This is a genomic window from Nocardia grenadensis (genome assembly GCF_050942415.1).
GTDB classification, from domain to species: Bacteria; Actinomycetota; Actinomycetes; order Mycobacteriales; family Mycobacteriaceae; genus Nocardia; species Nocardia grenadensis.
The window spans coordinates 6,046,343-6,072,289 of sequence record NZ_CP192054.1; the positions used below are offsets into that span (position 1 = coordinate 6,046,343).

Below are 25,947 nucleotides of genomic sequence, written 5' to 3' on the forward strand. Positions count from 1 at the left end.
AGTGACATTGTGGACCGGGGTCTGGATGAAGTGTGGCGAAGTGTGCGCGAGATGCTCCGTACGACCGCCAGGGACAGCGGCCCGGCGATCGCCGCGTTCCCGGAGCGAGCCAGCGGTCACCTCACCGAGGCCGCCGACAGGTTCGAGAAGGCATCTGCCGCACATATACCGGATCCGACTGTCACACCCGCTGGCGAGTTCATCCCCGTCGCGCGGCCTTCGACCTACGTACCGGGCCGCGACCTGATCGACGAAGTGGACTACACAGCACTGCGGCAGCCGAAAGGAACCGGGGCCTTGGGATCTTCTCCGGTGTTCGAGGAGATCCAGCGACTACAAGGATTCAACGGCCGTTACACTTTCGCCGCCCGGGAAGAGATCGACGCGGTGGTCACCAAGGACAGGCCGAGACTCTTCCGAGGTTTCGAGGAGGACAGCTACCTGGAAGCCTTCCTCTCCGGATCGCTGCGATCCGGCGGCGGCACCACCGGAAACGGACTCTATGTCACGTCGCTGGAAGAAGTCGCGCTGTCGTACACGCACCCCGACCGCATAACTGTAGAGCCCACCCGTCTGATGCGGATGGCTCTCCACCCCGAGGCCAGAGTAGTCAAGTACCGCGAAATCAGATCCGAGATCACCCGCGTCCTGGGGCAGGTCGAGCGTGAAACACGGGCCGCGAGCGAGATCACGAACTCCACGGACGAGGGCCGGGCTCGCCACTTCGCATTGCTGGACAAGGCGCTGACATTCGGTGATATCGGCCAATACGGCGCCCTGCGCGGCTATGACGCGATCGAATCCGATGTCATGTCGAACGGCGAGTGGAACATACTCAACCCGACCGCCCTCCTGATCCAGCGCTGAACGCCGCCGAGCTGCCGCCCGAGGCTTCGAGCGGCGCGGAAAACGCGGTGTGCCCGTCCACTACGCGGATACGAACAGGGGCCGGTCGATCTCCGGGATCCAGCAGTCGCACGCGATATCGCAGTTGTAGTTGGCGCGGAAATAGGCGACCAGATCCGCGATACCGGGATGCGGGTCGGTCCGGTCCCACAACAGCGCGTGTGGATAGGCGGGAGTCGGGTCGACGATGGGCACCCGGCGGATATGCGGATGCCACGGGGATTCGAAACCCTCGGCGCTGAAGGTCGCGAGGGTGTCCGAATCGGCGATATGCTCGATCACCATCTTGATCGGCGCCGGCCCGCGGCCGGGCGCGACCCGTGGTTCGGCGGCAGGGTCGCTGGTGGCCTACGCGCTGGCGATCACCAATATCGACCCCATCGAGCACGGACTGCTGTTCGAACGGTTCCTCAACCCCGAACGCCCGTCGGCGCCCGATATCGATATCGATTTCGACGACCGCCGCCGCGGCGAGATGATCCGCTACGCCACCGAACGCTGGGGCGCGGACAAGGTCGCCCAGGTGATCACCTTCGGCACCATCAAGACCAAAGCGGCCATCAAGGACGCCGCCCGCGTCCAGTTCGGCCAGCCCGGGTTCGCGCTCGCCGACCGGCTCACCAAGGCGCTGCCGCCCGCGGTGGCGGCCAAGGACATCCCGGTGGCCGGGATCACCGATCCCGGCCACGAACGCTACGGGGAGGCCGCGGAGGTGCGGGCACTCATCGAGGCCGAACCGGATATGCGCCGCATCTACGACACCGCGGTCGGACTCGAGGGAATGGTCCGCGGCGCCGGGGTCCACGCCTGCGCGGTGATCCTGTCCAGTGAACCGCTGCTCGATATCGTGCCGCTGTGGAAGCGCCCGCAGGACGGGGCGATCATCACCGGCTGGGACTACCCGTCGTGTGAGGCCGTCGGCCTGCTGAAAATGGATTTCCTGGGCCTGCGCACCCTCACCGTGATCGGCGACTGCCTCGACAATATCCGCGGTAACCGCGGGATCGAGATCGACCTGGACACCCTCGCCCTCGACGACGAACCCACCTACGCCATGCTGGCGCGCGGCGACAACCTCGGGGTGTTCCAGATGGACTCGGCCGGTATGCGGGAGCTGCTGCTGCGGATGGCTCCCACCGAGTTCAACGATCTGGTGGCCTCCAACGCCCTCTACCGGCCGGGGCCGATGGGTGTGGGGGCGCACTGGTCCTACGCCGATCGTAAGAACGGGCGGGAAGCGGTGACTCCGATCCATCCCGAACTCGACGAAGCCCTGCGTGCCGTCCTCGCCGAAACCTACGCGCTGATCGTCTATCAGGAGCAGATCATGCAGATAGCGCAGCAGGTCGCCGGATACTCCCTGGGCCAGGCCGATCTGCTGCGCCGGGCGATGGGCAAGAAGAAACCCGAAGTGCTGGCCATGGGATTCGAGAACTTCCGGGACGGTATGCGCGGCAACGGCTACAGCGACGCGGCGGTGACGGCACTGTGGGAAGCGGTGCTGCCGTTCGCCGGCTACGCCTACAACAAATCGCACGCCGCCGGTTACAGCCTGGTGATGTACTGGACCGCCTATCTGAAGGCCAACTATCCGGCGGAGTTCATGGCCGCGCTGCTCACCTCGGTCGGTGACGACAAGGACAAATCGGCGATCTACCTGGCCGACTGCCGCAAACGTGGGATTCGAGTGCTACCACCGGATGTGAACCAGTCGGCGGCCACGTTCACCAGCGTCGGGCCCGATATCCGGTTCGGCCTGGGCGCGGTCCGCAATGTCGGTGAACCAGTGGTGCGGGCGGTGATCCGGGCACGGGAGTCGGCCGGTGCGTTCAACTGCTTCTCCGACTACCTGACGAAAACCGACAGTGTGGCCTGCGCCAAGAAGGTGGTCGAATCACTGGTCAAAGCGGGCGCCTTCGAATCCCTCGGTCATCCCCGCAAAGGTCTGTACACGATCCACAGCGAAGCGATCGACGCGGTGACGGTCACCAAGAAAGCCGCGGCACGCGGACAATTCGACCTCTTCTCCGGCGATACCGCCGACTCCGCGGCGAACACCTCCGTTTTCGAGGTACCCGTCCCCGACGAGGAATGGGAAACCCGCGAGCGATTGAGTTACGAACGGGAGATGCTCGGGCTCTATGTCTCCGGGCATCCGCTCGACGATATCGCCGCCGCGCTGAGCGCCGCCGGTGACACCCCGCTCGCCGCCCTGCACGACTGTCGCGTCCCACACGGCCGCCGGGTGCGGCTGGCCGGCATCATCGCCGCCGTCGACCGGCGCGTCACCAGGAAGGGCGAGCCCTGGGCGGTCGTACGCCTGGAGGATCTGGAGGCCGGCGCCGAGATCCTGTTCTTCCCCGCCGCCCATGCCACCGCCGCCGGCCATCTCACCGAGGACGCGATCGTGGTCATCACCGCGACGGTCAGCGTCCGCGACGGGCGCCGGTCGCTGCAGGGTGATCAGGTGACGGCACCGGACCTCACCGCCGGTACCGCCGGACGGCCGCTCACCCTCACCCTGCCGGTGGCGGCCTGTACCCCGCACTCGGTCCGGTCCCTGCGCGAGACCCTGCAGCGCCATCCCGGCCCCACCGACCTGCGCGTCGACCTCATCGGCGCGCGCGGTCCCCGGCTGCTGGCGCTGGACCCCCGCTTCCGGATCACCCCCTCGCCCGCGCTGATGGGTGAGCTGAAAGCGCTGTTCGGACCGGGTTGTCTGCGCTGAACGGACGTCAGGACAGATCGAGATGGCGGTTCACCGCCATGGCGGCCTCGGCCAGTTCGGGTAGTTCGAGTACCCGCACCCCGTGCTCGCGCAACTTCTCCACTCCCACACAGTTCTCGACGAATGTGGACGGTTCGCGCCACGCGATCACCACCACCGGGATACCGGCGGCGAGCACGCGATCGGTACAGGGCAGCCGCGTTCTGGTCGCCCGCTCCGAACAGGGCTCCAGGGTGCTGTAGAGGGTGGCGTGCCGCAGCCGCGGATCGTGCGGATTCAGTTTGTCCAGCGCGGATTCCTCGGCGTGCGCTTTCGGATCGGTTTCCCGCGAATAGCCGGTGGCTATCTCGGTGCCGTCGGCGACGAGCACGGCGCCCACCGAGAAAGCGCCGGGTGCCTGCGGACTCCGCCGCGAGAGATCGATCGCCCGGTTCATCCAATAGTGGTGGTCGGGTTCGGGCACCGAAGCCTCCTAAGGTCGATATCGCAACACTGCCACATCGCCGAGACGCTCGACCTCCACCAGGCGCATCCGATGGGTGGAACCGCCCGGAAACCGCGCGGTATGCAGGAAACGCGGCGCGGCGGGATCGCCGACGAGCGTGGGCCCGATCGCGAGCAGCAGTTCGTCGGCCAATCCGGCGGCCAGGAAAGCGGTGTGGATCCGGCCGCCGCCCTCCACCATCAATCGCCCGACCCCGCGGGCACCGAGATCGTCCAGCAACGGCCGGAATTCGATTTCCGAGCCCAGGGCCACGATCTCGGCCGGGGTGGTCAACCGGTCGCGCAGCCGCCGGGCGCCCGCGTCGGTGGTGTAGACGAGCGGGGGGTGCTCGGCGGTACCGCAGTGCCAGAAGCGTGCCGCCGGATCCAGTTCACCGCGCGCGGTCACCGTCACCTTGCGGGGATACTCCGGCCGGCCCGCGGCGATCCGTTGCGCGCGCCGCGATTCATCGCGTACGAGCAGCCGCGGATTATCGCGCCGCAGTGTCTCGGCACCTACGAGAATCGCGTCCGACCACGCACGGATACCGTCCACCCGGTCGAAATCGGCATCATTGGACAGCAGCAGGCGTTCGGGCTCCGTATCGTCGATATAGCCGTCGATACTCATCGCGACCGATAGCAGCACATACGGCCGCGCGGCTGCGTCCACGCCGTTTCCCAACTCAGCGCTCCCATCCCAGCACCGCGCTGCGCGGAATCCCCAGCACCCGGGCCTCCGGGTGCGCGACCCCACCGAGCCCCGCGCCCGGATCGTCCGCCTCGCCGGCCGGATTCGGGGACCCGCTCGGTTCCGGACTCTCCGGCGGATACGGGGGGTTCAGCAGGACCGCACGGTCGCCGGGCCCCTCGGGTTCGGCGTGCAACCAGACGAACTCCGCACCCAGGTCGACCGTGCGCGGCAGGGTCGCGGCCAGCTCCACCGCATCCGCCGCCGGGCACTCACCCGGGTCCATCCAGGCGAACGTGGCCCGCAACCCGGGCCACGCGTGCGCGAACCCGGCGTGCAGCGGACGCCGATCGACCTCGTCCTCCGGTACCCAGGCCAGCTCCACACTCTCCATGTTCGGGCGCACCGGTAGCGGTTTGCCGGCATCGGCGATCACCGTCGTATAGGTCCAGCCGCTCGGGGCGGTGGCGGTGACCCGTTCGGCGCGCACCCGGATATCCGCGGCCTTGATCCCGGCCTCCTCGTCCGCTTCGCGGACCGCCGCGTGCACCGCCGACTCGTCGCTGTCGCGGGCCCCGCCGGGCAGCGCCCAGGTCCCGCCCTCGTGACTCCACAGCGCGCGATGCTGCAGCAGCACCGCCGAACCACCGCCGCCGAGCGGGGCGCGCAGCAGCAAACCGGCCGCCCCGAACAGCCCCCAGTGCCGCACACCACCGGGGCTTATGGACCACCCGTCACCGTCACCACGCATCTCGCACCGCCCTCGTCGACCGTTGCCTCCATCCTGCCCCACCCGTGGTGGTGGGTGGCATGTTGTGGAGGTCGGGGCGCGCGCGTAGACAATACCGAATACGCTCATGGCAGCGGTGTGAGCGATCTCGCGCGGCACCGGCGGAGCGATACAGCGCACACGGCGCCCAGAGTTGGAGGGTGGACATGACGCGGTTGGCGGTGGATCGGGTGGTATCCGAACCCGACCCGGCCCACCCGGAACCGGCGCCCGCCCCCGGGCGGGCGGGGCTCGTCCGTCCCGGGCTCGCACAGGCCTGGAAGTGGTTGGATCCTGCACGTTTACGCCTGTTCGCCCAGTCCTCGCCCGGGCGGCTGGTCGGGGTAGGACTCCTGCTGATCGTGCTGGCCCTGGGGTCGGGGGTGATCACCGCCGGCGCAGTGCACGATCGCCAACGCGACCTCGACGTGCTGCTCGCCCACACCGAACCCGATGCGAACGCGGCACATCGGCTCTACACCGCGCTCTCGGTGGCCGACGCCGCCGCGGCCACGGCGTTCATCTCCGGCGGGCTGGAACCCGAACAGGTGCGTGATCGCTACAGCCAGGCGCTGGGGGAGGCGGGCGCCGATCTGGTGACACTGTCCGGTGACGACCCCCAGGACGTGCTGCAGCGGATGGGTATCGGGTCGGGGCTGCCCGTGTACTCGGGACTGATGGAGACCGCGCGGGCGAACAACCGGGTGGGCCATCCGGTCGGCGCGGCCTATCTGAGCGAGGCGTCGTCGGAGATGCAGACGGTGCTGCTGCCGACCGCCGAACAGCTGTACGTGCGGCGCGCGGCCGCGGTCGATACCGCCCAGGACCGGCACGTCCGGCCGCCGTGGTCGGCGATCGTGCTGCTCGTCGTCGCCGTGATCGCGCTGGTGTGGGCGCAACGCCTGCTGGCCCGGCAGTGGCACCGAACCTTCAACCCGGGCCTGCTGCTTGCCTCCGGCGCGTTGCTGACGCTGATGTTGTGGACGGTGATCGCCGGATCTGTTTCATCGGTGGCGATGTCCAGCGGCCGGTCCGACGGAACGGTGCCCGCCGCCCGGCTCACCGAGAGCCGGATCCTCGCGCAGCAGGCGCGTTCGGCGGAAACACTCAAACTGGTGCGCCGCGACACCACCGGCGACTACGATCACGCGTTCGATGCCAACATCACCCGGCTCAACGAACTTCTCGCCGGGCACACCGACCGGGCGACGGTCGACGCGCGCGCCGCGCTGCTGCACTGGCTGGCGGCGCACCAGCGGATGAACGAGGCACTCAATCGCGGCGAGTTCGCCCGCGCGGCCACTATCGCCACCGCACCGGGCACCGAGAACGCTACCGTTCATGTGGAAGCCCTGGACAATGCGCTGGGCAGCGGAATCACCGAAACCCGGGACACGCTACGCAGCAATATTTTCCACAGTGCCCGGGTACTCGACTATCTGGCACCAGGTGCGTTGATCCTCGGCTTCGCCGCCGCGGCGTACATCGCCTTCGGCATCTGGCCAAGACTGCGGGAGTATCGATGAGGTTTGCGCGAAACCCGGTCCGACCGACGGCCCCCCGGCCGTCGCGCCGACCGTGGCCGCTGCGGCTCGGGGTGGCGTGCACCGCGCTGCTGGTGGCCGGGTGCGCCACCGGCCCGGGCCCGCACCACGAGGTGGCGCACAGCGACTACTCCGAGCCGCCCCTGCCCGCGCAGGCGACGGTGATGAAGGCCGACGGCCCGCTACCCCTGCCCGACGCCCCCACCAACTGCGGTGATCCCACCGCCGGCCTGCGCCCCACCGGTCCCGGGGCGACCGGCCCGGTACTGGACCGGATCCGGGCCCGCGGCCGGCTGGTCGTCGGATTGGACACCGGCAGCAACCTGTTCAGCTTCCGCGATCCCGAAAGCGGGGTGATCGTCGGCTTCGACGCCGATATCGCCCGTGAGGTGGCCCGGGACCTGTTCGGCGATCCCGACAAGATCGAGTACCGCAGCCTCGGGTCCGAGGAGCGGGAAGCGGCGCTGATCGAGCACCGGGTGGATATGGTGGTCAAGACCATGACCATCACCTGCGCGCGTCTGGCCAGGGTCTCCTTCTCCACCGTGTACCTGAAGGCGCACCAGCGGGTGCTGGCCGTGCAGAATTCCGGGATCCAGAGCCTGAAAGATCTGGCGAACAAGCGGGTGTGCACGATCCGCGGCACCACCTCGCTGGAACATATCAGCCAGATCCAGCCGAAGGCGTCCATTCTCACCGTCCCCACCTGGGCGGATTGTCTGGTGGTATTGCAGCAGCGGCAGGTGGACGCGGTGAGTACCGACGACGCGATCCTGGCCGGATTGGCCGAACAGGACCCGTACACCGAATTGGTCGGTCCGAGTATCAGTGAAGAGCCGTACGGAATCGGCATCCCCAAAGGTGACGACGACCTGGTGCGTTTCGTCAACGGCACCCTCGACCGGATCCGCACGGACGGTACCTGGAACCGCCTCTACAACCAGTGGCTCTCGGCCCTCGGCCCCTCCCCCGGACCCCCGCCGCCGACCTATCGGGACTGATCACCGTGACGACGGACGAGTCGGTCGACCGGTCCGGCTCCGGGACATCCCCGGAGCCGCCACCGACCCGCGCCGTCGACGCCGACCGCCGCCGGCCACTGGACGGGCAGCCCACTGCGGCCACCCGGCTCGGGGCGGGCCGGGTACGTAACGATCACAGTATTTCCGGGCCCGTCGCGGGCTCGGGAACCACCGCAGCGAGTACTACCGCTTCCCCGGAAAACGCCGCTGGAACGGGTACGGCCGGGCACTCGGCACCCGACGCAGGTGAAGCCGAATATTCGAGAACCGTGGCCGATGCGGGCACCGGCGGCCACCCGGAAACCGCCGCCGGCGCGGATCCCGCTGCGCAATCGGATACCGCCGGCGTCGCCGGTGCGGCCGCACCCCCGGAAACCGCACTCGCCGACCCCGGCGCGAACCCGGGAACCGCCGCCGTCGCCGGGACCGCCGCATACGCGGAAACCGCCGCCGGCGCGGATACGGCCGGTCTCCCGGGCACCGCCGCCATTGCGGGCACGGCCGCATACGCGGGATCTGTTGCCGACGCCGATCCGGTCGGCGGCCCGGGCAGCGCCGGCATCGCCGGTGCCGACGCGGACCACGAAACCGTTACCGCCGACCCCGCCGCCGCTCCGGAAACCGCCGCCGGTGCGGGGACCTCCACCTCCCCGGAGACCGGTGCGGTCGCCGGTACCGCCGCATACCCGGGCACCGCGGCGGCCGCGGCATCCACCGGCACCGGCACTCGGACGGGTTCGGGGTCCACCGGAAGTTCCGGGCGCGGCAGCGGTTCCCAGCTGCGTACCGGCCGCAGCACCCGCACCGTGCGTTCCCGGCCCACGGTGCGCACCCTGGTCGCCGGCCTGGTCGAGATACCGCCCGTCGAAGCCGCCGACCCGGTCGCCGCGGTCCGCGCCGATCCGGTGGTCGCGGAGGGCAAACGGTTCTGCTGGCGCTGCGGCAAACCGGTGGGCCGGGCGAGCACGAGCGGGCCGGCCACCACACGCGGTATCTGCTCGAATTGCGGCGCCGCCTTCGATTTCCGCCCGACTCTGAGTCCCGGGGATATGGTGGCCGGCCAGTACGAGGTCCAGGGCTGCCTCGCGCACGGCGGGCTGGGCTGGATCTATCTCGCCGTGGACCGCAATGTCAGCGACCGCTGGGTGGTGTTGAAGGGACTGCTGCACGCGGACGATATCGAGGCGCAGGCGGTGGCCGTGGCGGAGCGGGAGTTCCTGGCCGAGGTCGCCCATCCGGGCATCGTGAAGATCCACAATTTCGTCGAACACCTACCGCCCGGTGGTGAGCCGATCGGATTCATCGTGATGGAGTACGTGGGCGGCCGTTCACTGCGCAGCATGCTCGACGACCACAAGCGGCCCGAACGGATCCCGGTGGCGCAGGCCATCGCCTACATCCTGGAGGTGCTGCCCGCGCTGGACTATCTGCACGCGACCGGGCTCACCTACAACGACCTCAAACCCGACAACATCATGGTTACCGAGGACCAGGTCAAACTGCTCGATCTGGGGGCGGTCGCACCGATCGAGGCCTACGGGAACCTGTACGGTACCCGCGGTTTCCAGGCACCCGAGATCGCGCGCACCGGTCCGACGGTGGCTTCCGATATCTACACGGTGGGTCGCACGCTGGCCGTGCTGACCCTGAACATGCCGACCGAACACGGCGCCTACCGCGACGGTCTGCCCGCCCCGGAGGACGAACCGATCCTGGCCCGGTACGAGTCGTTCCACCGACTGCTGCTGTGCGCCACCGATACCGACCCGGACCGGCGATTCCCGTCCGCCGGGGCCATGGCCGACCAGCTGTCCGGGGTGTTGCGGGAGATCCTGGCCTCCGACACCGGCGTGGAGCGGCCACACCGGTCCACGGTTTTCGGTAAACAGCGCAGCGCGTTCGGCGCCGAGCAACTGATCGGCCAGACCGACGCCTACGCCGACGGGGTCGCCCGCGACACCCTGCTCTCGGCCACCGATATCGCCGCCGCGCTGCCGATCCCGCTGCTGCCCCGCACCGAACCGGCCGCCGCCCGGCTGACCGACACACTGCAATCCGATCCGGACCAGGCATTGGCCGCACTGTACGAGATACGCGAGCGATTGGCCGAGGACCCGGCCGCGGCCCCGGAGAACCTGGAACGCGAACTGCGCCTGGCCGAGGCCCGCATCCTGCTGGATCTGGACCGCGCCGCCGAGGCCACCGATCTGCTCGACGCCATACCGAACACGGGCCGCCGGGATTGGCGGATCGACTGGTACACGGGTATTGCCGGTTTGCGCGAGAACGATTACGAGAAGGCGTATTCCGCGTTCGACGCGGTCTTGCGGGTCCTTCCGGGTGAGCTGGCGCCGAAACTGGCCCTGGCCGCCACCGCCGAACTCGTGCTCCAGCACTGGGCACCGGACGAGACCCGCGCCTGGCGCGATTACGCCGAGAATTTCTATGCCACCACCTGGCGCACCGATCACGGGTTGGTGAGCGCGGCTTTCGGTTCGGCCCGTCTGCTCACCGCGGCCGGCCGCCACCGGGAGGCCGTCACCGCGCTGGACGAGGTGCCGGGTTCCTCCCGCTATTTCACCATCGCCCGGATGACCGTGGTCCTGCTGCTGCTCACCAGCGCGCCGGTGGCGGAACTGCCGGAGGCCACCCTGCGTGAGGCGGCGGCCCGCGTGGAGGCTCTGCCGCCGGACGAACGCCGGGCCGTCCAACTGCGGGTGATGGTGCTGGGCTGCGCACTGGCGTGGTTGCAGGCCGGGAATACGCCGCGGCGGCCCCGGCCACCGCTCATGGGGGTCGCGTTCACCGAGCACGCGTTACGCGACGGCACCGAATCCGGGCTGCGCACCCTGGCCCGCTTCGCGCCCGGCCGCCGCCACCGCTACGCGCTGGTGGATCTGGCCAATTACATCCGGCCCAACACCTGGTTCTGAACCGCCGGCCGACGTTTCCCGGACCACGAGTCCGACCGGGCCGGTGAGGCGTCGACCCGGTCGCCGAGCCGACAGCCGCACCGGTCGGACGATCCGCGCGACCGTGGTGGCGGGCGGGCGCGCGAACCGGCCCGCCCGCGGAATTCAGTCCGCCCAGACGGTTTCGATCGGGGTCGCCTCGGTGGGCGGCGGGGTGGGCACACCGTTGGGCGTGCGGGAGAATCGGGGCGCCGGGGCGTGCTGGGTGACATCATCCAGTTCGATGAGCGAACCGCGCGCGGCGATATGTTCGTTCGCGCCCGCCTCGTCGAAGGTGAGTACCGGGCTCACACAGGCGTCGGTGCCGGTGAAGATCGCGGCCCATTCGTCGCGGGTCCTGCTGCGGAACTTCTCGGTGAACAGCTTCTTCAGCGTGTCCTGCCCGGCCGGATCCATCTGGAACGGCAGGCCCTCGGGATCGATTTCCAGGCCGGCCAGCAGCTGTGCGTAGAACTGGGGCTCGATCGCGCCGACGGCCATGTACTTGCCGTCGGAGGTCTCGTAGGTGTCGTAGAACGCCATACCGGTGTCGAGCAGGTTCGTACCGCGTTCGGAGGACCAGGCACCGGTACCGCGGAAGGCCCAGATCATATTCGACAGCGCCAGCGTCCCGTCGACCATGGCGGCATCGATGACCTGGCCTTTACCGGAATTCTGGCGTTCCACCAGGGCCGCCAGGATACCGAACACCAGGAACATGGAGCCGCCGCCGAAATCGCCGACCATGTTCAGCGGGGGTACCGGCCGCTCCCCTTTGCGGCCGATGGCGTGCAGGACGCCGGTGAGGCTGATGTAGTTGATATCGTGCCCGGCCCGGTTCGACAGCGGGCCCTCCTGGCCCCACCCGGTCATCCGGCCGTAGACCAGCCGCGGGTTGCGTTCGAGCAGTTCGTCGGGTCCCAGTCCCATCCGTTCGGTGACGCCGGGCCGGAAGCCTTCGATGAAGACGTCGGCTTTGTCCACCAGCCCGAGGACCTTCTCGATATCGGCCGGGTCCTTGAGGTCGGCCTCCACGACCGTGCGGCCGCGCAGCTGCGGCCGGTCGGCGCCGCCGGGCAGCTGACCGGCGCGCTGGATCCGCACCACATCGGCGCCGAGATCGGCCAGCAGCAACGCGGCATGCGGCCCGGGCCCGATCCCGGCCAGTTCGATCACGCGAATGCCCGCGAGCGGGCCCTGCTTGGTGGCGGTGGATGGTGTACTCACGCCCTACCTCGGTTCGTCGTCGATCCAGTGTCAGCCCCGCGGGGCATATTGACAGTATGACAACAGCGGCTCCGAGTCACGGGGTCGGTGCGGTCCGCCCCCGGGACCGGTGGTTGTCGGTGGGTACGCGCAAACTGTCGGTATGCCGCACAGTGCGGTCGCGCCGCTGGACGCGACGAATTTCGACACCGCGATGGGCCGCTGTGCCATCGCCTGGCGAGCGGACGCCGTGGTCGGCTTCTCCCTCCCCGTCTACGACCCCGGCGCCGGGTTCCGCGTCGCGGGCGACGCCCGCCCGGTCCCCGAACCGAGCACGGGCCCGCGCGCCGAGGCACTCGCCCGCATCCGCGCCCACCTCGACGGCGATCTCGACGACCTACGCTGGATACCGCTCGATCTCACCGGGCCACCGGAGTTCCACCGTGCGGTGTACGCGGTCACCCGCGCCATCGACCCCGGACATACGCTCAGCTACGGGGAGGTCGCGCGCAGCTGCGGCGCGGCCGGGGCGGCGCAGGCCGTCGGCCGGGCGCTCGGCAGCAATCCGATCCCCCTCATCGTGCCCTGCCACCGCGTTCTGGCCGCCGACCATTCGCTGCACGGGTTCTCGGCGCCGGGCGGTATCGATACGAAATCGAAGCTGCTGGCGATCGAACGCACCCCCGGTTTCGGCGAACCGACCCTGTTCTGATCGGAGACGGGCCGCGAGCACGCCGGATACGTCATTTCCCGCCGAGCACCTCCACGTAGTGGGCATTGCTCATGAGACCGAGCACGTTACCGAACGGGTCCACCACCGAGCCGGTGACGAAACCCGGTCCGCGGGTGGTGATCGGCTCGTATGCGGTGGCACCGAGTTCCAGCAGCCGCTCGTAGGTGGCCGCCAAATCGTCCACGTGCCAGTACAGGATCGCGCCGCCCGGCCCGGGCTCGGCGCGATCCGGCCGGTACGCGCCGTCGATGAGGCCGAATTCGTGCTCGTAATCGCCGACACGGAACTCGTAATACCCCGGCACCGCGAAATAGGGCGGCGCCCCGAGAAATTCCGTGTACCAGTCCCGGGCGGCCGCCAGATCGTCGGCGTAGAAGTTCACGGTGGTCATTCCTCGCAGCATGGTCGTTCTCCTCGGTAGTGGTTCGAGCCGGTGAATCCATCGTGGCAAGCAAAGTGCTCAACTTCTGAACACTTCTCCGGGCAGAATCGGCACCATGCGAGCTGATCGTCTGGTGGCCACCCTGCTGCTCATGCAGACGCGGGGCCGGGTCACCGCCGCCGAGGTCGCGGCCGAACTGGAGGTTTCGGTGGCGACCGCGCGCCGTGATCTGGAAGCGCTCTCGACCGCCGGTGTCCCGGTGTATCCACAGCCGGGACGCGGCGGCGGCTGGCAGCTGGTCGGCGGGGCACGCACCGATCTGAGCGGTTTGACCGCAGGTGAGGCGCGGGCGTTGTTCCTGCTCACCGGCCCGTCTGCGGGTGCGGTACCCGAGGCGCGCTCGGCCCTGCGCAAACTGTTGCGCGCCCTCCCCGCGACCTTCCGCGGCGACGCCGAGGCCGCTGCCGACGCGGTGGTGATCGATCCGGCCGGCTGGGGCCGCACCGAACGCGAACTCCCCGAGACGGTGCGACTGTTACAGCAGGCTGTGGTGCAACGCCGCCGGGTCACGTTGCGGTACCGGGGCCGCGCCGGTACCCACACCGATCGGGTGGTCGATCCGTGGGGCCTGGTGGACAAGGACACCGTCTGGTACCTGCTGGCCGGGACCGAGCACGGTCGCCGGACCTTCCGGGTGGACCGGATCTCGAACGCCGAACCCACCGATCAGGAAGCACACCGGCCCGCCGACCTCGATCTGCCGGCACTGTGGGCCGAGGTCGTCGAACAGATGGAACAGCGCCGCGCGTCCACCTCCGCCACCGTTCTCGTCGGCGAACAGCTGCTGCCGGTGCTGCGCGATCGGCACGGCAGGCACTGCGAGGTCGCCGGGCCCGCGGCCGGCGGCCGGGTCCGGGTCCGGTTCACCGCGCACACGCCACGGGCGATCGCCGAACAACTCGCGGGCTGGGGCGCGACCGTCGAAGTCGTGGAACCGGACTCGGTCCGCCGCGAGCTCGCGGCGCTGGGCGCGGAATTGGTAGAACGCTACGGCGGCGGCCGGAAATAACTGCTCATTCGGTGCGCACTTATCGCTGGATGATCGAAGCAGACCACCACACTCCAGCGAGAAGAGGCCCACCTGTGCCCACTACCGACCACACCCGAGCCGCCACCTTCGATGCCGCCGCGGACTACGAGAGGTGGCTTTCGGCGAACCACGCCTCCGCCACCGAGATCTGGTTGAAGATCGCCAAGAAGAACGCGCCCGTCCCCACTGTCACCATCACCGAAGCCCTCGACGTCGCCCTCTGCTACGGCTGGATCGACAGCCACCGCCGCGCCTTCGACGCCGAGTACTACCTCCAGCGTTATTCACCGCGCACCCCCAGGAGCCCGTGGTCGGCGATCAACCGGGGCAAGGCGGAGAGTTTGGCGGCCGCGGGCCGGATGCGGCAGCCGGGATACGCGGCCATCGAATCGGCGAAGGCAGACGGGCGCTGGCCGGAGGACCGTTAGGGGCGGCCGCTCGTGGGCGGATGTCCTGGCCCGCGCTGGCGGGACCTGTCCCGCGCCCGGTCCCGCCGGACGAATCCGGCCGACCGCCGATGGCCGTCGCATCGGGTACCGCGGGCCGCGATCGCCACCCACCGCAGACCGCGCGCCCGATACGCGACGCCGATCGCGCCGCACGCACCCGCCGAGACCGCCACCAACAGCACCAGCCCGAGCAGATACGGAGCGAGGCCGTGCAGGGGTCGTCGGGAGGCGGCGTCGGCCGCCCCTCGCGTACCGGGTGATACGGTGCCGACCGCGACATTGCGGATATCGGGCTCGGGAACGGGCGGGGCCGGTATCGGCTGTTGCGGCGCGGGCGCGGGACCGGGCGCAGCGGGGGCGGGGACGGCCGGCGCCGGTTGCGCTGGGGACGGTTCGGGGATGCGATTGGTGGCGAGGTCTTCGGCGACCGCGGTGAACCATTTCAGTACCAGGTCGGCGGCGGGACGGCCGTCCGCCGTGTAGCCGGCGTGGAAGTAGTCGCCGTGTTTGCGGACCGTATCCGCATAGCGCAGCCACAGCCCGGGGTCGAGGAGTTCGGCGTTCTCGGCGCTCAGTTGGCCGAGCGCGTTGAAGATCTTGCTGACCAGGTTGAACATGGTGCGCCGCGGTAGCGGGCGGCGCACGGCGGCGATGAGCGCGTCGGTGGCCCGTTCGACACCGGTCAGCGGGTCGGGCGCAGTGGCGATACCGGCGACCTCGGCGGGTTCGAGGGCGACTCCGATGATCGCCAGCAGGGTGTTGAGCGCGCTGGTACCCAGTTTCAGCAGCGCTTCGCGGGTCTGCGGTTCGCTGTCCGAGCGCGGGTCGGCGGCTTCGGCCAGTCGGACGCCGAGCGGTTTCTCAGGTGTCAGCGAGAGGGTGCCCAGGGAGTATCCGCGCAGATCGTGGGTGACGACCGCGGTCGCGGTACGCGAAAGTGTCGAGGAGAAACCGTCGCCGATCGATGCCAGTGCCGCCGCCGGGTCCGACGGGAGCAGTTCGGCCTGGCCGAGGATGTTGACCACCATGTGCAGCAGCGGGGCGTCGGCGGGGGCGTCGCAGGCGAGGTCACCGGGCAGGCACAGCGAGGCGACCCGTCCGGTGAGTTCCCCGAAGTCCGGCGCGATATCACGCAGTGGCCCGATACCGCCGCCCGGCGCGGGATGCTGCGGAAACTCCGGCAGGGCGCCCAGTTCCGCACCCGTGGTACCGGGTGCCGCTTCCGGACGCCCGGCCTCCGGCAGTCCGGGGAACACCGCCGCCCCGGGGGCACGGGTGGGGTCGGCCAGCAGTGCCACGGCGGCGACCCGACCGGCCGACACCGCGCCTCGGCCGGTCCCTACCTCGCGCGCGAACATCGAAACGACGTGCGCGCCCTGCGAGTAACCGATCAGTCCCAGCTGGGAACCCGGACAGCGCTGGGCGACGTCGGCCGCCATATCGCGCAACCGTCTCAGCCCCTCACTCGCCGAGACGGAATACGGCGCCGTGGTGGCACCGGGTAGCGCGCCGCCGAAACCGGCCAGATAGGGAACATAGGCCCGGCCGACGGCGGGTCCGCTCAATATTTCGGTCAACGGACCCAGCACCTGCGACAGCAGTCCGGCATCCGCGGCCACCGGGGAGTTCGGCGTGGATTCGCCGGTCCCCTGCACGCCGAGCACGAAGAAACCGGGACAGCCCCCGGCTTCGGCCAGCGCCACTTCGACGCCGTCCTGGGCTCCGGCGACCGCGGGTGGTCCGATCGAGAGCGCGGCAACCGCCACCGTCACCGCACCGGCGAGAGCGCGGGACACTCGTTCGGATACCGTGCGGGCGCGGCTCATCCAGACCTCCGAATTGATCAGAACGGCACGACCCCGGACAGCGCCGCGCGACAATCGACCTCGCGCGGGCCGGTCAGGGAACGAGTAGCGCGATAACGAGATCCAGCACTGTGCCGACGAGCTGTCCCACAACACTCAGAAGCAACTGAACTCCTCACAGCGAATGCGAACGCACCGGGACGCTTCCGGTGTCCCGGCACGGAAAGAGTTGCTACACCGGAATACCCGCCCCGGCAGTCACCGCGCAGTGACGGACCGGAACGGGCACCCCACAACGAATTCGCCCGCGCGGAAATACTCGTCAGGTGCAGTGTTCACGAGCACATCCGGCGACAGGGCGACCGGTTCAGAAGAGGGCGGCGCCGAGGGCGCCGACAACACCGGCGAGGCCCGTGACGACGCCACCGACGAGACCGAGCAGACCACCGAGCAGACCCATGTCAATCCTCTTTTCTCTGATTTCGTTGTCCATCCGAGCGGCCGCTCGGACTCTTGCGGTTGCGCTCTCCCCCAAGCCCCCGACAGCCGATGGGCGAGACCTCATATAGCACCCCAACAGCAGTTATGGCTTGAAGCTATGACACATCCATCTTGTATTCGCCGCTGATTGGCAAATGGATGGGCGCAATGTGTAACGAATTCGGCACTCGGAACGATGGCTCCCGCCACTCTCGCGCGCATCGGTGCCGCGCAGGTGGCCGATCACCTGATTTCCCCGGTGTATTCGGAGGTAAACCGCCGGCGCGTCCGGTCCTATCGGACCTTTCCGCCACGCGCCGGCACCCTCGACATACTCGCCTCCACCGATGCCGACCGGCCGGCACGACCACCGATCACGAGGCCCGGGCGGGCGACCACTACGGCGTACCGGCCGATGCACCCATCACCGAACTCCTGCCACGCCAGAATTGAGATCGCCACCCGGGCAGGGGGCGTCGGCGCCGAGTGGTAATCGCCGCCCGGCCGGTCGACGGCCCGCGGCCCGGCATATACCGCGCAACCGTCAAGCGACCGCGATCAGTGCGGCGGCCGCGACCGCCTCCACCCAGAAGTAGAACCAGATGGGATAGAACGCGACCGAACTGTCCAGTATCCGGGAGACGACCCGGCCGGCGGCCATCCCGGCGAGCGCGACGGCCACCGCCAGCACTACGCCCCGGCCGAGTTCCCCGGTGGCCAGAGCCGCCCAGCCGAGCGCACCGGCGACCGCGAGCCCGAACCCGCCGTACACCGCGCGGACCTCGGAGCGCCCGGTCGCAGTGGTCACGGCGATATCGAAGGGCGCGGTCAGCCTTGCCGGTACGGCGAGCGCGTACAGACCCATTCCCGCGAAAAGAATTGCTGCCCCCAGCAGTACCACCGGCCGCATCACTACCTCCACATTTCGTTTACTGGCCGGCCCATCATCCGCCCGCCCCTCCCGTCCCGGCTTCCGGAAACGTGCTCCCGTGGCACCGAGGGACGGCCACGGCCCCGAACACGCCTCGCGCGACCACCGGACGGCCGGAACTCGGCGGCTCCGAGCACGACGGTCGATGATCTCGGCCGGTCGAGACGCGGGAGAGCGGACCGGCGGTGTCGGTTACGGTGCGCTCGGGACGGCAACCCGCCACCCGTGGCGAGTCCCCGAGCACCGGTTCCCGGCGCCGAGAGGAGCCGCCCGTGAACCGTTCCGGCCTTGTGACGGAGACGACCGGCGAACTCATCCGCACTCTCGGTCGCGAGGTCGGGAAGGGGCCGCGTGCACTATCCATGGTGCGTCAGTCGGGCGCCAGTCCGCACTGGGTGGACAATGAGGTCTAGCAGTGGAGACCTATCAGCTCAGAGGGTGAGGATGGTTTTGCCGAGCGCGGTACGGGCCTCGAATGCGCGGTGGGCCGCCGCGGCTTCGGGCGTACCCTGCGGGCCGACCTGATCGCGCAGATCATCCCCGAAACCGACACCGAATTCCTGGCGCCGGCGATCTTCGCGGGCATGCGCCCCGAGATCACCGATATGCTCGGCGCCCCTCGCCACCGCGCCGGTGTACTGGCCCTGACCGCCCGCATCCTGGCCACCGGCGATCCGTCCTGATCGGCATTCGGCCTCCGGCATGCGCGAACTCGTCGCGGCCGGCGGTATTCTCGCCCGGTCCGCAACAGGCGGTGCCCCGTCCGCCGGACCGGCGACCGCCTCCGATCCGGGCTACTTTGGTGCTGTGAGCGCTTGGGGAGAAATTGTTGTCGGCCTGGTGATCCTGGTCGGCCTCACCGGCATCGTGGTGCCGATTCTGCCGGGGGTGATCCTGATCTTCGGGGCGATCGCCGTCTGGGCCTTCGTCACCGGCGGGACGACAGCGTGGGCGGTACTGGCGGTGAGCACCGTCCTGCTGGTCGTCTCCGGGGTCGTGAAGTACACCTGGCCGGGCCGGAAACTGAAAGAAGCGGGAGTGCCGAACCGGACGCTGCTGCTGGGCGGCCTCGCCGGCATAGTCGGGTTCTTCGTGATCCCGGTGCTCGGACTCTTCGTGGGTTCCGTGGTCGGCGTGTACGTCTCGGAACTACAGCGGCTCCCCGACAAGCGGCAGGCGTGGGTGTCGAGCAAACACGCCATCAAGGGTGTCGGCCTCTCGATCCTGGTGGAGTTGCTGGGCGCGTTGCTGGCGAGCGGGGTGTGGGTGGGCGGCGCGATCGCGGCCTGAGCCGCGTCCGCCGCCGCGCGATCGGTGTTCCCCGCGCAGCCCCCCGCGAAGTAGCGCGGCGGCCCGAAGCTGCTGCTCGGACAGAAGATCGGCCGCGGTCTTCGACGGGTGGGCCGCGCAGTGGGAGATATCTCGGTGCAACAGCCGAGCCGTGCGGTCGACCGCCGCATTCAGCCGGGAGACCAGCCGGCCGTACGCCGCACTCCAGGCCTTGCTCACCGTGACGAGAATACTTCGGCACCTTGGTAACTCGTGATCCGCAACCGGGCACGCGGCTATCGGCGGCGACGAGTCAGCGCGGACCGGGGCGCTTCTGGATGATGGGCAGTGGCCGCGTCGTCCCGTCGTGCGCCGAGAGCCGATCGTCGCGCGGCGGCACGAACAGCGGCAGGGTGGGAGTGGGGTCCTCGGTGGTGCGGTCGATCGCGGGCAGTCCGTAGAACGCGCGGGCATTGTCCTCCAGCACCGCGTTCATATCGGTACCGACCACATCGCAGATCAGCTCCACATCCGATTCCCGGAACGGCCGGCCCGCGCGGGTGCCGGGCAGATCGCTGCCGAACATCAGCGCCGCCGGATCGACCGCGTGGATCCGGCGCAGCGCCGTCGCGACATCCATATCGACCCGCCCGAAACCGGTCGCCTTCACTCGCGCACCCCGGTCGACCAGGTCCAGCAGATAGGACAGACCCTCCTCGGACATTCCGAGATGGTCGATGGACACCTTCGGCAGTTTCAGGATCACCGGTTGTAGCGAGGCCAGCATCTGGCCGTCGACATAGATCTCCACATGCCAGCCCGCCAACTCGTAGGCGCGTAGGGCCTGCCGGGTCATACTGGCGATATCCGCGGCCGCGCGTTTGAGGTTGAACCGGACCGCGCGCACGCCGGCCTCGTGCAGGTCGAGGATCTCGGCGTCGGAGGCGTCGGGGTCCAGCCGGGTCACCCCGACCCAGCCGGGACCGAGTTCGGACAGAGCAGCGCGCAGATAGCTCTGATCGTTGCTCTGGAACGAAGCGCTCACCACCGCGCCGCCGGAAGGCCGGAACCGGGACATCCGCCGTCGATAGTCGGCGACGGTGTAGGGCTCCGGTAGGTAGCCTTCGTTCTCGATCAGCGGAAAACGCGGATCGATGATGTGCACATGGGCGTCGAACACTGCTACAGCATGCCTGATAGATCGGGGCGTCCGCTGCTCTCGACCACGGATCGCCGAGCAGCGGACGATAGGTCAGACCTTGTGGGGTTCGCTCGCGCGCAACATATCTTCACGCTCCACGACCTTGACCCGCTCACGGCCCTCGGGCTCACCGAGGGACCGCTCGTGCGCGTCGAGCCGGTACCAGCCGGCCCAAGTGGTGAACGGGATGCCCCGGCCCTCCAGGAATTCCAGCACGGCCTCGGGCTCCGGGCTCTCGGCCGGCACGAAATCCGTGCTGTCGTCCACCAGGCAGGCGACGGTCTCATTGGCGTCACCCTTGGTGTGGCCGATGAGCCCGACCGGACCGCGCTTGATCCAGCCGGTCACATAGGTGCCGGGCAGGTAGCGGGTGGCGCCGTCGGCGTTCTCGTCGACCAGGACCCGGCCGGCCTCGTTCGGGATCACCCCGGCCTGATCGTCGAAGGGCAGCTCGGAGATGTTCTGCGACAGGTAACCGACAGCCCGGTAGACGGCCTGTACATCCCATTGCTTGAAGGTGCCGGTGCCCTTCACATTGCCGGTGCCGTCGAGCTGGGTGCGTTCGGTACGCAGACCCACGACCTTGCCGTCCTCACCCAGGATCTCCGAAGGCGATTCGAAGAAGTGCAGGAACAGCTTGTGCGGGCGATCGCCCTGGTCGCGGATGGCCCACTGCTCGAGGGTGTTGGCCACCATATCGACCTGCTTCGAATGCCGCCGCGCGGCTTCCGAACCCTCGTCGTAGTCGATGTCCTCCGGATCGACGATCACCTCGATCGTCGGGGAATGGTCGAGCTCGCGCAGCTCCAGCGGAGTGAACTTGGCCTGCGCCGGACCGCGACGGCCGAATACGTGCACCTCGACGGCCTTGTTGTTCTTCAGGCCCGTGTACACGTTCGGCGGGATCTCGGTCGGCAGCAGTTCGTCACCGGTCTTGGCCAGCACCCGCGCCACATCCAGGGCGACATTGCCGACACCGAGTACCGCGACCTTCTCCGCTTCCAGCGGCCAGGTGCGCGGCACGTCCGGATGCCCGTCGTACCAGGACACGAAATCGGCCGCGCCGTAGGAGCCGTCCAGGTCGATACCCGGAATCGGCAGCGCCCGGTCGGCGTTGGCGCCGGTGGAGAAGATCACCGCGTCGTAGAAACGACGCAGATCCGACAGCGTGATATCGGTGCCGTAATCGATATTGCCGAGCAGGCGTACCTGCTCCTTGTCCAGCACCTTGTGCAGGGCGGTGACGATGCCCTTGATCCGCGGGTGGTCCGGGGCCACGCCGTAGCGGATCAGTCCGAACGGGGCGGGCATCCGCTCGAACAGATCGATCGAGACGTCCGCATCGGATTTCATCAACGCGTCGGCGGCATAGATACCGGCCGGCCCGGCTCCGACGATCGCGATCCGAAGCGGGCGGTTCGCTTCCTTCTGCTCGGTCATCTGTTACGCGCACCCTTATCGGTCGAAAGAATCACTGGCGTTGTTGTTAGCTTAGGCTAACTTGACGCGCGGCTCGTATGCACCTACTTCGCGTCGTCCGTGGGTGGCTGTTCACCGTTGGTCGTCCCACGTCTTCGCGGGTAGCGCTGTGCTGCGGTACCCGCCGCACCCGCGATTCTATCGGGGTGCGGGCACGGTGCGATCCGGGGACCAGGGATGATCGTCGGTATGAGCGATCCCGGAGCGGCCGACGAGCAGCCGGCCACCGAATCGGGCGACGACGAGCGACCGCGCTCGATCACCCCGTTCGTCGTGGCCGCGGCGGTCGCGGCCCTGGTCCTGGTCGGTGTACTCATCGCCGGCCTGGTGGCGCCCGCTGAGAAAAATGTCACAGATTCCGACCGGATAGCGGGAGCGGTCCGGGAGTTCGCCGATGTGAGCAACCGCTACGGGCCCGAACCGCCCCGCCAAGCGGTGTGTCCCGGGTTCGTGCCCGCCCGCTCCCCGCTGGCCGGACAGCTGAAACCCGGCGAAACCGGGAAAGATATCGAGATCACGAGATTCGGCCCCGTCCATATCACCGGCGACACCGCGAATATCGAAGTGACCAGCCGTGTGGAAGGCGAGGAACGGACCGCGACCTGGTGGCTGTTCCAGTCCGACGGCGACTGGAAGGTGTGCAACCAACCGGCCGGCTGAGCTCGCCGAAGGCGTCAACCGACGTTTGACACGGCCCGACTGCGCCGGGCAATCTTTTCGATTGGGTCATGAGTACCAGTGCCAAGCCCCGGCTCGCTGGTCGGCAACCCTCCTCCGCGGTGGGGTGCTCCGGGTGACGACCTGGCGCGCATCGATCGGATGCGGCAAGTGCGGTTTCGCAGGAGGTGCCACGTATGAATTACGCAGGGGATATCGGCCCGCAGCAGGCATGGGACCTGCTGACCGGGAATCCGGACGCAGTCCTGGTGGATGTGCGGACCGAAGCCGAATGGAAATTCGTCGGAGTACCCGACACCAGCTCTATCGCCAAGCCGACACTGCTGGTCGAGTGGGTCGACGGCACCGGCACCCGCAATACCGAATTCCTGGACCAGCTGCGCGGCGCCCTGTCCGACCGCCCCGCGGACGCGCCCGTGCTCTTCCTGTGTCGCTCCGGGCAGCGTTCGGCGCACGCGGCCGACGCCGCGACCGCCGCGGGTATCGCACCCTCCTACAACATCAGCGACGGTTTCGAGGGTCCGCTGGACGAACTCGGGCATCGCGGCGGCGCCGGCTGGCGGGCCCACGGACTGCCCTGGCGGCAGTCGTGATCGGCGGCGGTTCGTTCGAACGGCCGTTACCCGAAGGCGTCGGTCCGGCGACACTGGGTGTGCGCGGCGGTCTGAGCCGTTCGGGATTCGACGAGACCTCCGAGGCCCTGTACCTGAACTCGGGGTTCGTCTACGCCAGTGCCGAAGCGGCCGAGGCCGCGTTCACCGGGGACAACCCGCACTACGTGTACTCCCGCTACGGCAACCCGACGGTGACCACCTTTCAGGAACGGATGCGCCTGCTCGACGGCGCCGAAGCCTGTTTCGCCACCGCCAGCGGTATGGCCGCCGTTTTCGTCGCCCTCGGTGCGCTGTTGAAGGCGGGCGACCGGCTGGTGGCCGCGCGCAGCCTGTTCGGCTCCTGCTTCGTGGTGTGCAACGAGATCCTGCCCCGCTGGGGTGTCGAAACGGTATTCGTCGACGGCGAAGACCTCGACCAGTGGGAAGCGGCGCTGTCCGAACCCACCGCCGCGGTGTTCTTCGAGACTCCGGCCAACCCGATGCAGACCCTGGTCGACGTGCGCAAGGTCTGCGAGCTCGCGCATGCCGCGGGCGCGCAGGTGGTCCTGGACAATGTGTTCGCCACCCCGCTGCTACAGCGCGGCTTCGGACTCGGCGCCGACGTGGTGGTCTACTCGGGCACCAAACACATCGACGGACAGGGCCGGGTACTCGGCGGCGCGATCCTCGGCACCGCCGAGTACATCGAAGGCCCGGTCAAGACGCTCATGCGCCACACCGGACCCGCCCTGAGCCCGTTCAACGCCTGGACGCTGCTCAAGGGTCTGGAAACCATGCCGCTGCGGGTCCGTCGGTCCACCGATTCGGCGCTGCGGATCGCGCGCTACCTCGAGGAGCATCCCGCCGTGAGCTGGGTCCGGTATCCGTTCCTGGAATCGCATCCGCAGTACGAGCTGGCGGCCGCGCAGATGAGCGGCGGCGGCACCGTGGTGACCTTCGAACTCGCGGCCACCGCGGATCTCGCGAAGAAGCGGGCCTTCGAGGTGCTGAACAAGCTGCGGATCATCGATATCTCCAACAACCTGGGCGACGCGAAAAGCTTGATCACCCATCCGGCGACCACCACCCACCGGGCCATGGGTTCCGAAGGCCGCGCGAGCATCGGCCTCTCGGACGGGGTCGTCCGGGTCTCGATCGGCCTGGAGGACATCGAAGATCTCCTGGGCGACCTGGACCAGGCACTGAGCTGATCGCTTCGAGGTAGTGGATCGCCGGTAGGTGCACCCTGACCGGCGGTCAGGGCTCCAGCCCCACCCACCTCGTGCCCGACCGCCTTTGCGATCGGCCGCACCCGCTCGGCGCCGAGTTCAGCGAGGCTCATAAAGGGTCGAGGCCCGTCCCACCGTTCAGGCCTCGAAGCGCATGCGCGAAGCGCGAGTCCCGAGGCCTGAACGGTGGGACCAAGGGGGCCTCGACCCCGCGCCGCCGGAGGCGGCGCCAAAGACACAGCACCTTCACGAACAAGCCCGCATCTCGACCTTCAGGGCTCACCCTCGACCAGGCCCCGTCCACGGACGCCGCCCCGCCCGCCCGCTCAGGTCCGCGGATTCGCCGCCGCCTCGGTGAACGGGGTGCGCACCCGGCCGACCAGGTCGGCGACCGAGCTCAGCACGGTGGTCGGCCGGTAGGGGTATTGCTCGACCGACACCTTCGTCGAGATACCGGAGGTCACCAGGATGGTGCGCATACCGGCTTCCATCCCGGAGATCACATCGGTGTCCATCCGGTCGCCGATCATCACACTGGTCTGGGAGTGGGCGCCGATGCGGCGCAACGCCGAACGCATCATCAGCGGATTAGGTTTGCCGATGTAGTAGGGGTCGCGGCCGGTGGCCCGGGTGATCAGGGCCGCCACCGAACCGGTCGCGGGCAGTACGCCGTCCCGGGACGGGCCGGTCGGGTCGGGGTTGGTGGCGATGAACCGCGCACCCCGCTCGACAAGCCGGATGGCCGTGGTGATCGCCTCGAACGAATAGGTGCGGGTCTCACCCAGCACCACATAATCGGGGTCCACCTCGGTCAGCACATAACCGATCTCGTGCAGTGCGGTCGTGAGTCCGGACTCGCCCACCACGTAGGCGGTGCCGCCGGGCCGCTGCTCGTCGAGGAAACTGGCGGTGGCCAGCGCCGAGGTCCAGATCGAATGCTCCGGGATCTCGAGTCCGGTCTGGCGCAGCCGGGCCTGGAGATCGCGCGGCGTGCGGATCGAATTGTTCGTCAGTACCAGGAACGGAATCTCCTCGGCCCGTAATTCGGCGAGGAACTCGTCGGCGCCGGGCACCATATGGTCTTCGTGCACCAGCACCCCGTCCATATCGGTCAGGTAGGACAGAATCTGGTCATCTGGGCTCACACCATCGATTCTGCGCTCCAGCGGCGCGCGGACCGAACGCGCCGCGCCCGGGGTGAGGAACGTGACACGAGACGACACCGCCGCGGACCTGTGCGCGTCCACCTACGATCCGCGGTCACCGCATCGGCCGAGGCGGACCCTGGCGCACCTCCGGCCCCGCATGGGCTGCGGGTGGGCTCGGCT

Annotated in this window: 24 protein-coding genes, 1 pseudogene and 1 riboswitch; of the genes and pseudogenes, 14 read left to right on the forward strand and 11 right to left on the reverse strand. The window is 68.8% G+C overall.

The features are described from left to right. Window positions 1-9 precede the first annotated feature (9 nt). Complete coding sequence (locus ACQPYS_RS27665) at window positions 10-867, forward strand: hypothetical protein (RefSeq protein ID WP_433491236.1); 858 nt, start codon at window positions 10-12, stop codon at window positions 865-867. 60 nt (window positions 868-927) lie between these two features. Here the strand turns inward: ACQPYS_RS27665 and ACQPYS_RS27670 are convergent, their stop codons facing one another. Further along, a complete protein-coding gene (locus ACQPYS_RS27670; RefSeq protein ID WP_433491237.1) occupies window positions 928-1,188 on the reverse strand; it encodes a hypothetical protein in 261 nt (86 codons plus the stop codon). A 16-nt stretch (window positions 1,189-1,204) separates the two neighbouring features. Here ACQPYS_RS27670 and dnaE point away from each other — a divergent pair. Beyond that, a pseudogene (dnaE, locus tag ACQPYS_RS27675) lies at window positions 1,205-3,634 on the forward strand (DNA polymerase III subunit alpha); the annotation flags it as partial. Between the two features lie 7 nt (window positions 3,635-3,641). On the opposite strand, the gene ACQPYS_RS27680 reads toward dnaE, so the two are convergent. From ACQPYS_RS27680 to ACQPYS_RS27690, 3 genes are read right to left on the reverse strand one after another with little or no spacing between them, the layout of a single operon-like run. Further along, window positions 3,642-4,097, reverse strand: coding sequence for a deaminase (locus ACQPYS_RS27680; protein ID WP_433491238.1), 456 nt, complete (start codon window positions 4,095-4,097; stop codon window positions 3,642-3,644). 9 nt (window positions 4,098-4,106) lie between these two features. After that, complete coding sequence (locus tag ACQPYS_RS27685) at window positions 4,107-4,790, reverse strand: RibD family protein (RefSeq protein ID WP_281179769.1); 684 nt, start codon at window positions 4,788-4,790, stop codon at window positions 4,107-4,109. Window positions 4,791-4,803: 13 nt separating this feature from the next. Beyond that, window positions 4,804-5,559 carry an NUDIX hydrolase gene (locus ACQPYS_RS27690; protein ID WP_084481348.1) on the reverse strand — a complete coding sequence of 252 codons (756 nt, stop codon included), beginning with the start codon at window positions 5,557-5,559 and terminating at the stop codon, window positions 4,804-4,806. Window positions 5,560-5,744: 185 nt separating this feature from the next. Between ACQPYS_RS27690 and ACQPYS_RS27695 the strand changes: the two genes are divergently transcribed. The 3 genes from ACQPYS_RS27695 (at window position 5,745) to ACQPYS_RS27705 (ending at window position 11,076) form a co-directional block, all read left to right on the forward strand. Further along, a complete protein-coding gene (locus tag ACQPYS_RS27695) occupies window positions 5,745-7,103 on the forward strand; it encodes a hypothetical protein (protein WP_433491239.1) in 1,359 nt (452 codons plus the stop codon). Continuing rightward, complete coding sequence (locus tag ACQPYS_RS27700) at window positions 7,100-8,122, forward strand: transporter substrate-binding domain-containing protein (RefSeq protein WP_433491240.1); 1,023 nt, start codon at window positions 7,100-7,102, stop codon at window positions 8,120-8,122. Before ACQPYS_RS27695 ends, ACQPYS_RS27700 begins: the two co-directional genes overlap by 4 nt. Window positions 8,123-8,412: 290 nt before the next feature. Further along, window positions 8,413-11,076: a tetratricopeptide repeat protein gene (locus tag ACQPYS_RS27705; RefSeq protein ID WP_433491241.1), complete on the forward strand. Its 2,664-nt coding sequence runs from the start codon at window positions 8,413-8,415 to the stop codon at window positions 11,074-11,076. A 144-nt stretch (window positions 11,077-11,220) separates the two neighbouring features. Here the strand turns inward: ACQPYS_RS27705 and ACQPYS_RS27710 are convergent, their stop codons facing one another. Next, entirely contained in the window at window positions 11,221-12,321 is a 1,101-nt protein-coding gene (locus tag ACQPYS_RS27710; protein WP_063038476.1) for a CaiB/BaiF CoA transferase family protein, read from the reverse strand. A gap of 142 nt (window positions 12,322-12,463) precedes the next feature. Here ACQPYS_RS27710 and ACQPYS_RS27715 point away from each other — a divergent pair, with 142 nt between their 5' ends. Continuing rightward, window positions 12,464-13,012 carry a methylated-DNA--[protein]-cysteine S-methyltransferase gene (locus ACQPYS_RS27715; protein ID WP_433491242.1) on the forward strand — a complete coding sequence of 183 codons (549 nt, stop codon included), beginning with the start codon at window positions 12,464-12,466 and terminating at the stop codon, window positions 13,010-13,012. A gap of 31 nt (window positions 13,013-13,043) precedes the next feature. On the opposite strand, the gene ACQPYS_RS27720 is transcribed toward ACQPYS_RS27715, so the two are convergent. Continuing rightward, window positions 13,044-13,436: a VOC family protein gene (locus tag ACQPYS_RS27720; protein ID WP_063038480.1), complete on the reverse strand. Its 393-nt coding sequence runs from the start codon at window positions 13,434-13,436 to the stop codon at window positions 13,044-13,046. 94 nt (window positions 13,437-13,530) lie between these two features. Here ACQPYS_RS27720 and ACQPYS_RS27725 point away from each other — a divergent pair, with 94 nt between their 5' ends. Further along, complete coding sequence (locus ACQPYS_RS27725) at window positions 13,531-14,484, forward strand: helix-turn-helix transcriptional regulator (RefSeq protein WP_431939234.1); 954 nt, start codon at window positions 13,531-13,533, stop codon at window positions 14,482-14,484. A gap of 74 nt (window positions 14,485-14,558) precedes the next feature. After that, window positions 14,559-14,933 (forward strand): YdeI/OmpD-associated family protein, encoded by a 375-nt coding sequence (locus tag ACQPYS_RS27730; protein WP_063038484.1) that lies wholly within the window; start codon window positions 14,559-14,561, stop codon window positions 14,931-14,933. Here ACQPYS_RS27730 and ACQPYS_RS27735 read toward each other — a convergent pair. Continuing rightward, window positions 14,930-16,780, reverse strand: coding sequence for a cutinase family protein (locus ACQPYS_RS27735; RefSeq protein WP_433491243.1), 1,851 nt, complete (start codon window positions 16,778-16,780; stop codon window positions 14,930-14,932). The genes ACQPYS_RS27730 and ACQPYS_RS27735 overlap by 4 nt on opposite strands. Before the next feature lie 1,003 nt (window positions 16,781-17,783). Continuing rightward, on the reverse strand, window positions 17,784-18,149 hold the full coding sequence (locus tag ACQPYS_RS27740; protein ID WP_063038490.1) for a DUF4345 family protein: 366 nt from the start codon (window positions 18,147-18,149) through the stop codon (window positions 17,784-17,786). 293 nt (window positions 18,150-18,442) lie between these two features. Between ACQPYS_RS27740 and ACQPYS_RS27745 the strand changes: the two genes are divergently transcribed. The 3 genes from ACQPYS_RS27745 to ACQPYS_RS27755 all read left to right on the forward strand — a co-directional run bounded on the left by ACQPYS_RS27745 (window position 18,443) and on the right by ACQPYS_RS27755 (window position 19,460). Continuing rightward, window positions 18,443-18,583, forward strand: a complete 141-nt coding sequence (locus tag ACQPYS_RS27745; RefSeq protein WP_157107320.1) for a hypothetical protein — start codon at window positions 18,443-18,445, stop codon at window positions 18,581-18,583. 69 nt (window positions 18,584-18,652) lie between these two features. After that, on the forward strand, window positions 18,653-18,853 hold the full coding sequence (locus ACQPYS_RS27750; RefSeq protein WP_433491244.1) for a hypothetical protein: 201 nt from the start codon (window positions 18,653-18,655) through the stop codon (window positions 18,851-18,853). Window positions 18,854-18,977: 124 nt separating this feature from the next. Next, window positions 18,978-19,460 (forward strand): DUF456 domain-containing protein, encoded by a 483-nt coding sequence (locus ACQPYS_RS27755; RefSeq protein WP_433491245.1) that lies wholly within the window; start codon window positions 18,978-18,980, stop codon window positions 19,458-19,460. A 292-nt stretch (window positions 19,461-19,752) separates the two neighbouring features. On the opposite strand, the gene ACQPYS_RS27760 is transcribed toward ACQPYS_RS27755, so the two are convergent. Together ACQPYS_RS27760 and ACQPYS_RS27765 are read right to left on the reverse strand one after the other, a co-directional pair. Further along, window positions 19,753-20,619: an amidohydrolase family protein gene (locus tag ACQPYS_RS27760; protein WP_063038498.1), complete on the reverse strand. Its 867-nt coding sequence runs from the start codon at window positions 20,617-20,619 to the stop codon at window positions 19,753-19,755. A gap of 72 nt (window positions 20,620-20,691) precedes the next feature. After that, window positions 20,692-22,080: an FAD-dependent oxidoreductase gene (locus ACQPYS_RS27765; RefSeq protein ID WP_433491246.1), complete on the reverse strand. Its 1,389-nt coding sequence runs from the start codon at window positions 22,078-22,080 to the stop codon at window positions 20,692-20,694. Between the two features lie 228 nt (window positions 22,081-22,308). Between ACQPYS_RS27765 and ACQPYS_RS27770 the strand changes: the two genes are divergently transcribed. The 3 genes from ACQPYS_RS27770 (at window position 22,309) to ACQPYS_RS27780 (ending at window position 24,601) form a co-directional block, all read left to right on the forward strand. Next, entirely contained in the window at window positions 22,309-22,779 is a 471-nt protein-coding gene (locus tag ACQPYS_RS27770; RefSeq protein ID WP_431939239.1) for an Rv0361 family membrane protein, read from the forward strand. A gap of 64 nt (window positions 22,780-22,843) precedes the next feature. Further along, window positions 22,844-22,956, forward strand: a riboswitch (SAM riboswitch). A 17-nt stretch (window positions 22,957-22,973) separates the two neighbouring features. Continuing rightward, a complete protein-coding gene (locus tag ACQPYS_RS27775; protein WP_433491247.1) occupies window positions 22,974-23,390 on the forward strand; it encodes a rhodanese-like domain-containing protein in 417 nt (138 codons plus the stop codon). Then, a complete protein-coding gene (locus tag ACQPYS_RS27780; protein ID WP_433491248.1) occupies window positions 23,387-24,601 on the forward strand; it encodes an O-succinylhomoserine sulfhydrylase in 1,215 nt (404 codons plus the stop codon). Before ACQPYS_RS27775 ends, ACQPYS_RS27780 begins: the two co-directional genes overlap by 4 nt. Before the next feature lie 344 nt (window positions 24,602-24,945). Here the strand turns inward: ACQPYS_RS27780 and ACQPYS_RS27785 are convergent, their stop codons facing one another. Continuing rightward, the gene (locus ACQPYS_RS27785) at window positions 24,946-25,725 is read right to left on the reverse strand and encodes an HAD-IIA family hydrolase (protein WP_084481379.1); all 780 of its coding nucleotides are present in this window, start codon (window positions 25,723-25,725) and stop codon (window positions 24,946-24,948) included. Between the last annotated feature and the right edge of the window lie 222 nt (window positions 25,726-25,947).

Bases quoted from the DNA above. Each gene is read 5' to 3' on its own strand.
- ACQPYS_RS27690 (WP_084481348.1), bottom strand. From the start codon at position 5,559: ATGCGTGGTGACGGTGACGGGTGGTCCATAAGCCCCGGTGGTGTGCGG.
- ACQPYS_RS27695 (WP_433491239.1), top strand. From the start codon at position 5,745: ATGACGCGGTTGGCGGTGGATCGGGTGGTATCCGAACCCGACCCGGCC.
- ACQPYS_RS27700 (WP_433491240.1), top strand. From the start codon at position 7,100: ATGAGGTTTGCGCGAAACCCGGTCCGACCGACGGCCCCCCGGCCGTCG.
- ACQPYS_RS27715 (WP_433491242.1), top strand. From the start codon at position 12,464: ATGCCGCACAGTGCGGTCGCGCCGCTGGACGCGACGAATTTCGACACC.
- ACQPYS_RS27720 (WP_063038480.1), bottom strand. From the start codon at position 13,436: ATGCTGCGAGGAATGACCACCGTGAACTTCTACGCCGACGATCTGGCG.
- ACQPYS_RS27725 (WP_431939234.1), top strand. From the start codon at position 13,531: ATGCGAGCTGATCGTCTGGTGGCCACCCTGCTGCTCATGCAGACGCGG.
- ACQPYS_RS27735 (WP_433491243.1), bottom strand. From the start codon at position 16,780: ATGAGCCGCGCCCGCACGGTATCCGAACGAGTGTCCCGCGCTCTCGCC.
- ACQPYS_RS27740 (WP_063038490.1), bottom strand. From the start codon at position 18,149: ATGCGGCCGGTGGTACTGCTGGGGGCAGCAATTCTTTTCGCGGGAATG.
- ACQPYS_RS27765 (WP_433491246.1), bottom strand. From the start codon at position 22,080: ATGACCGAGCAGAAGGAAGCGAACCGCCCGCTTCGGATCGCGATCGTC.
- ACQPYS_RS27770 (WP_431939239.1), top strand. From the start codon at position 22,309: ATGAGCGATCCCGGAGCGGCCGACGAGCAGCCGGCCACCGAATCGGGC.
- ACQPYS_RS27775 (WP_433491247.1), top strand. From the start codon at position 22,974: ATGAATTACGCAGGGGATATCGGCCCGCAGCAGGCATGGGACCTGCTG.
- ACQPYS_RS27785 (WP_084481379.1), bottom strand. From the start codon at position 25,725: ATGGACGGGGTGCTGGTGCACGAAGACCATATGGTGCCCGGCGCCGAC.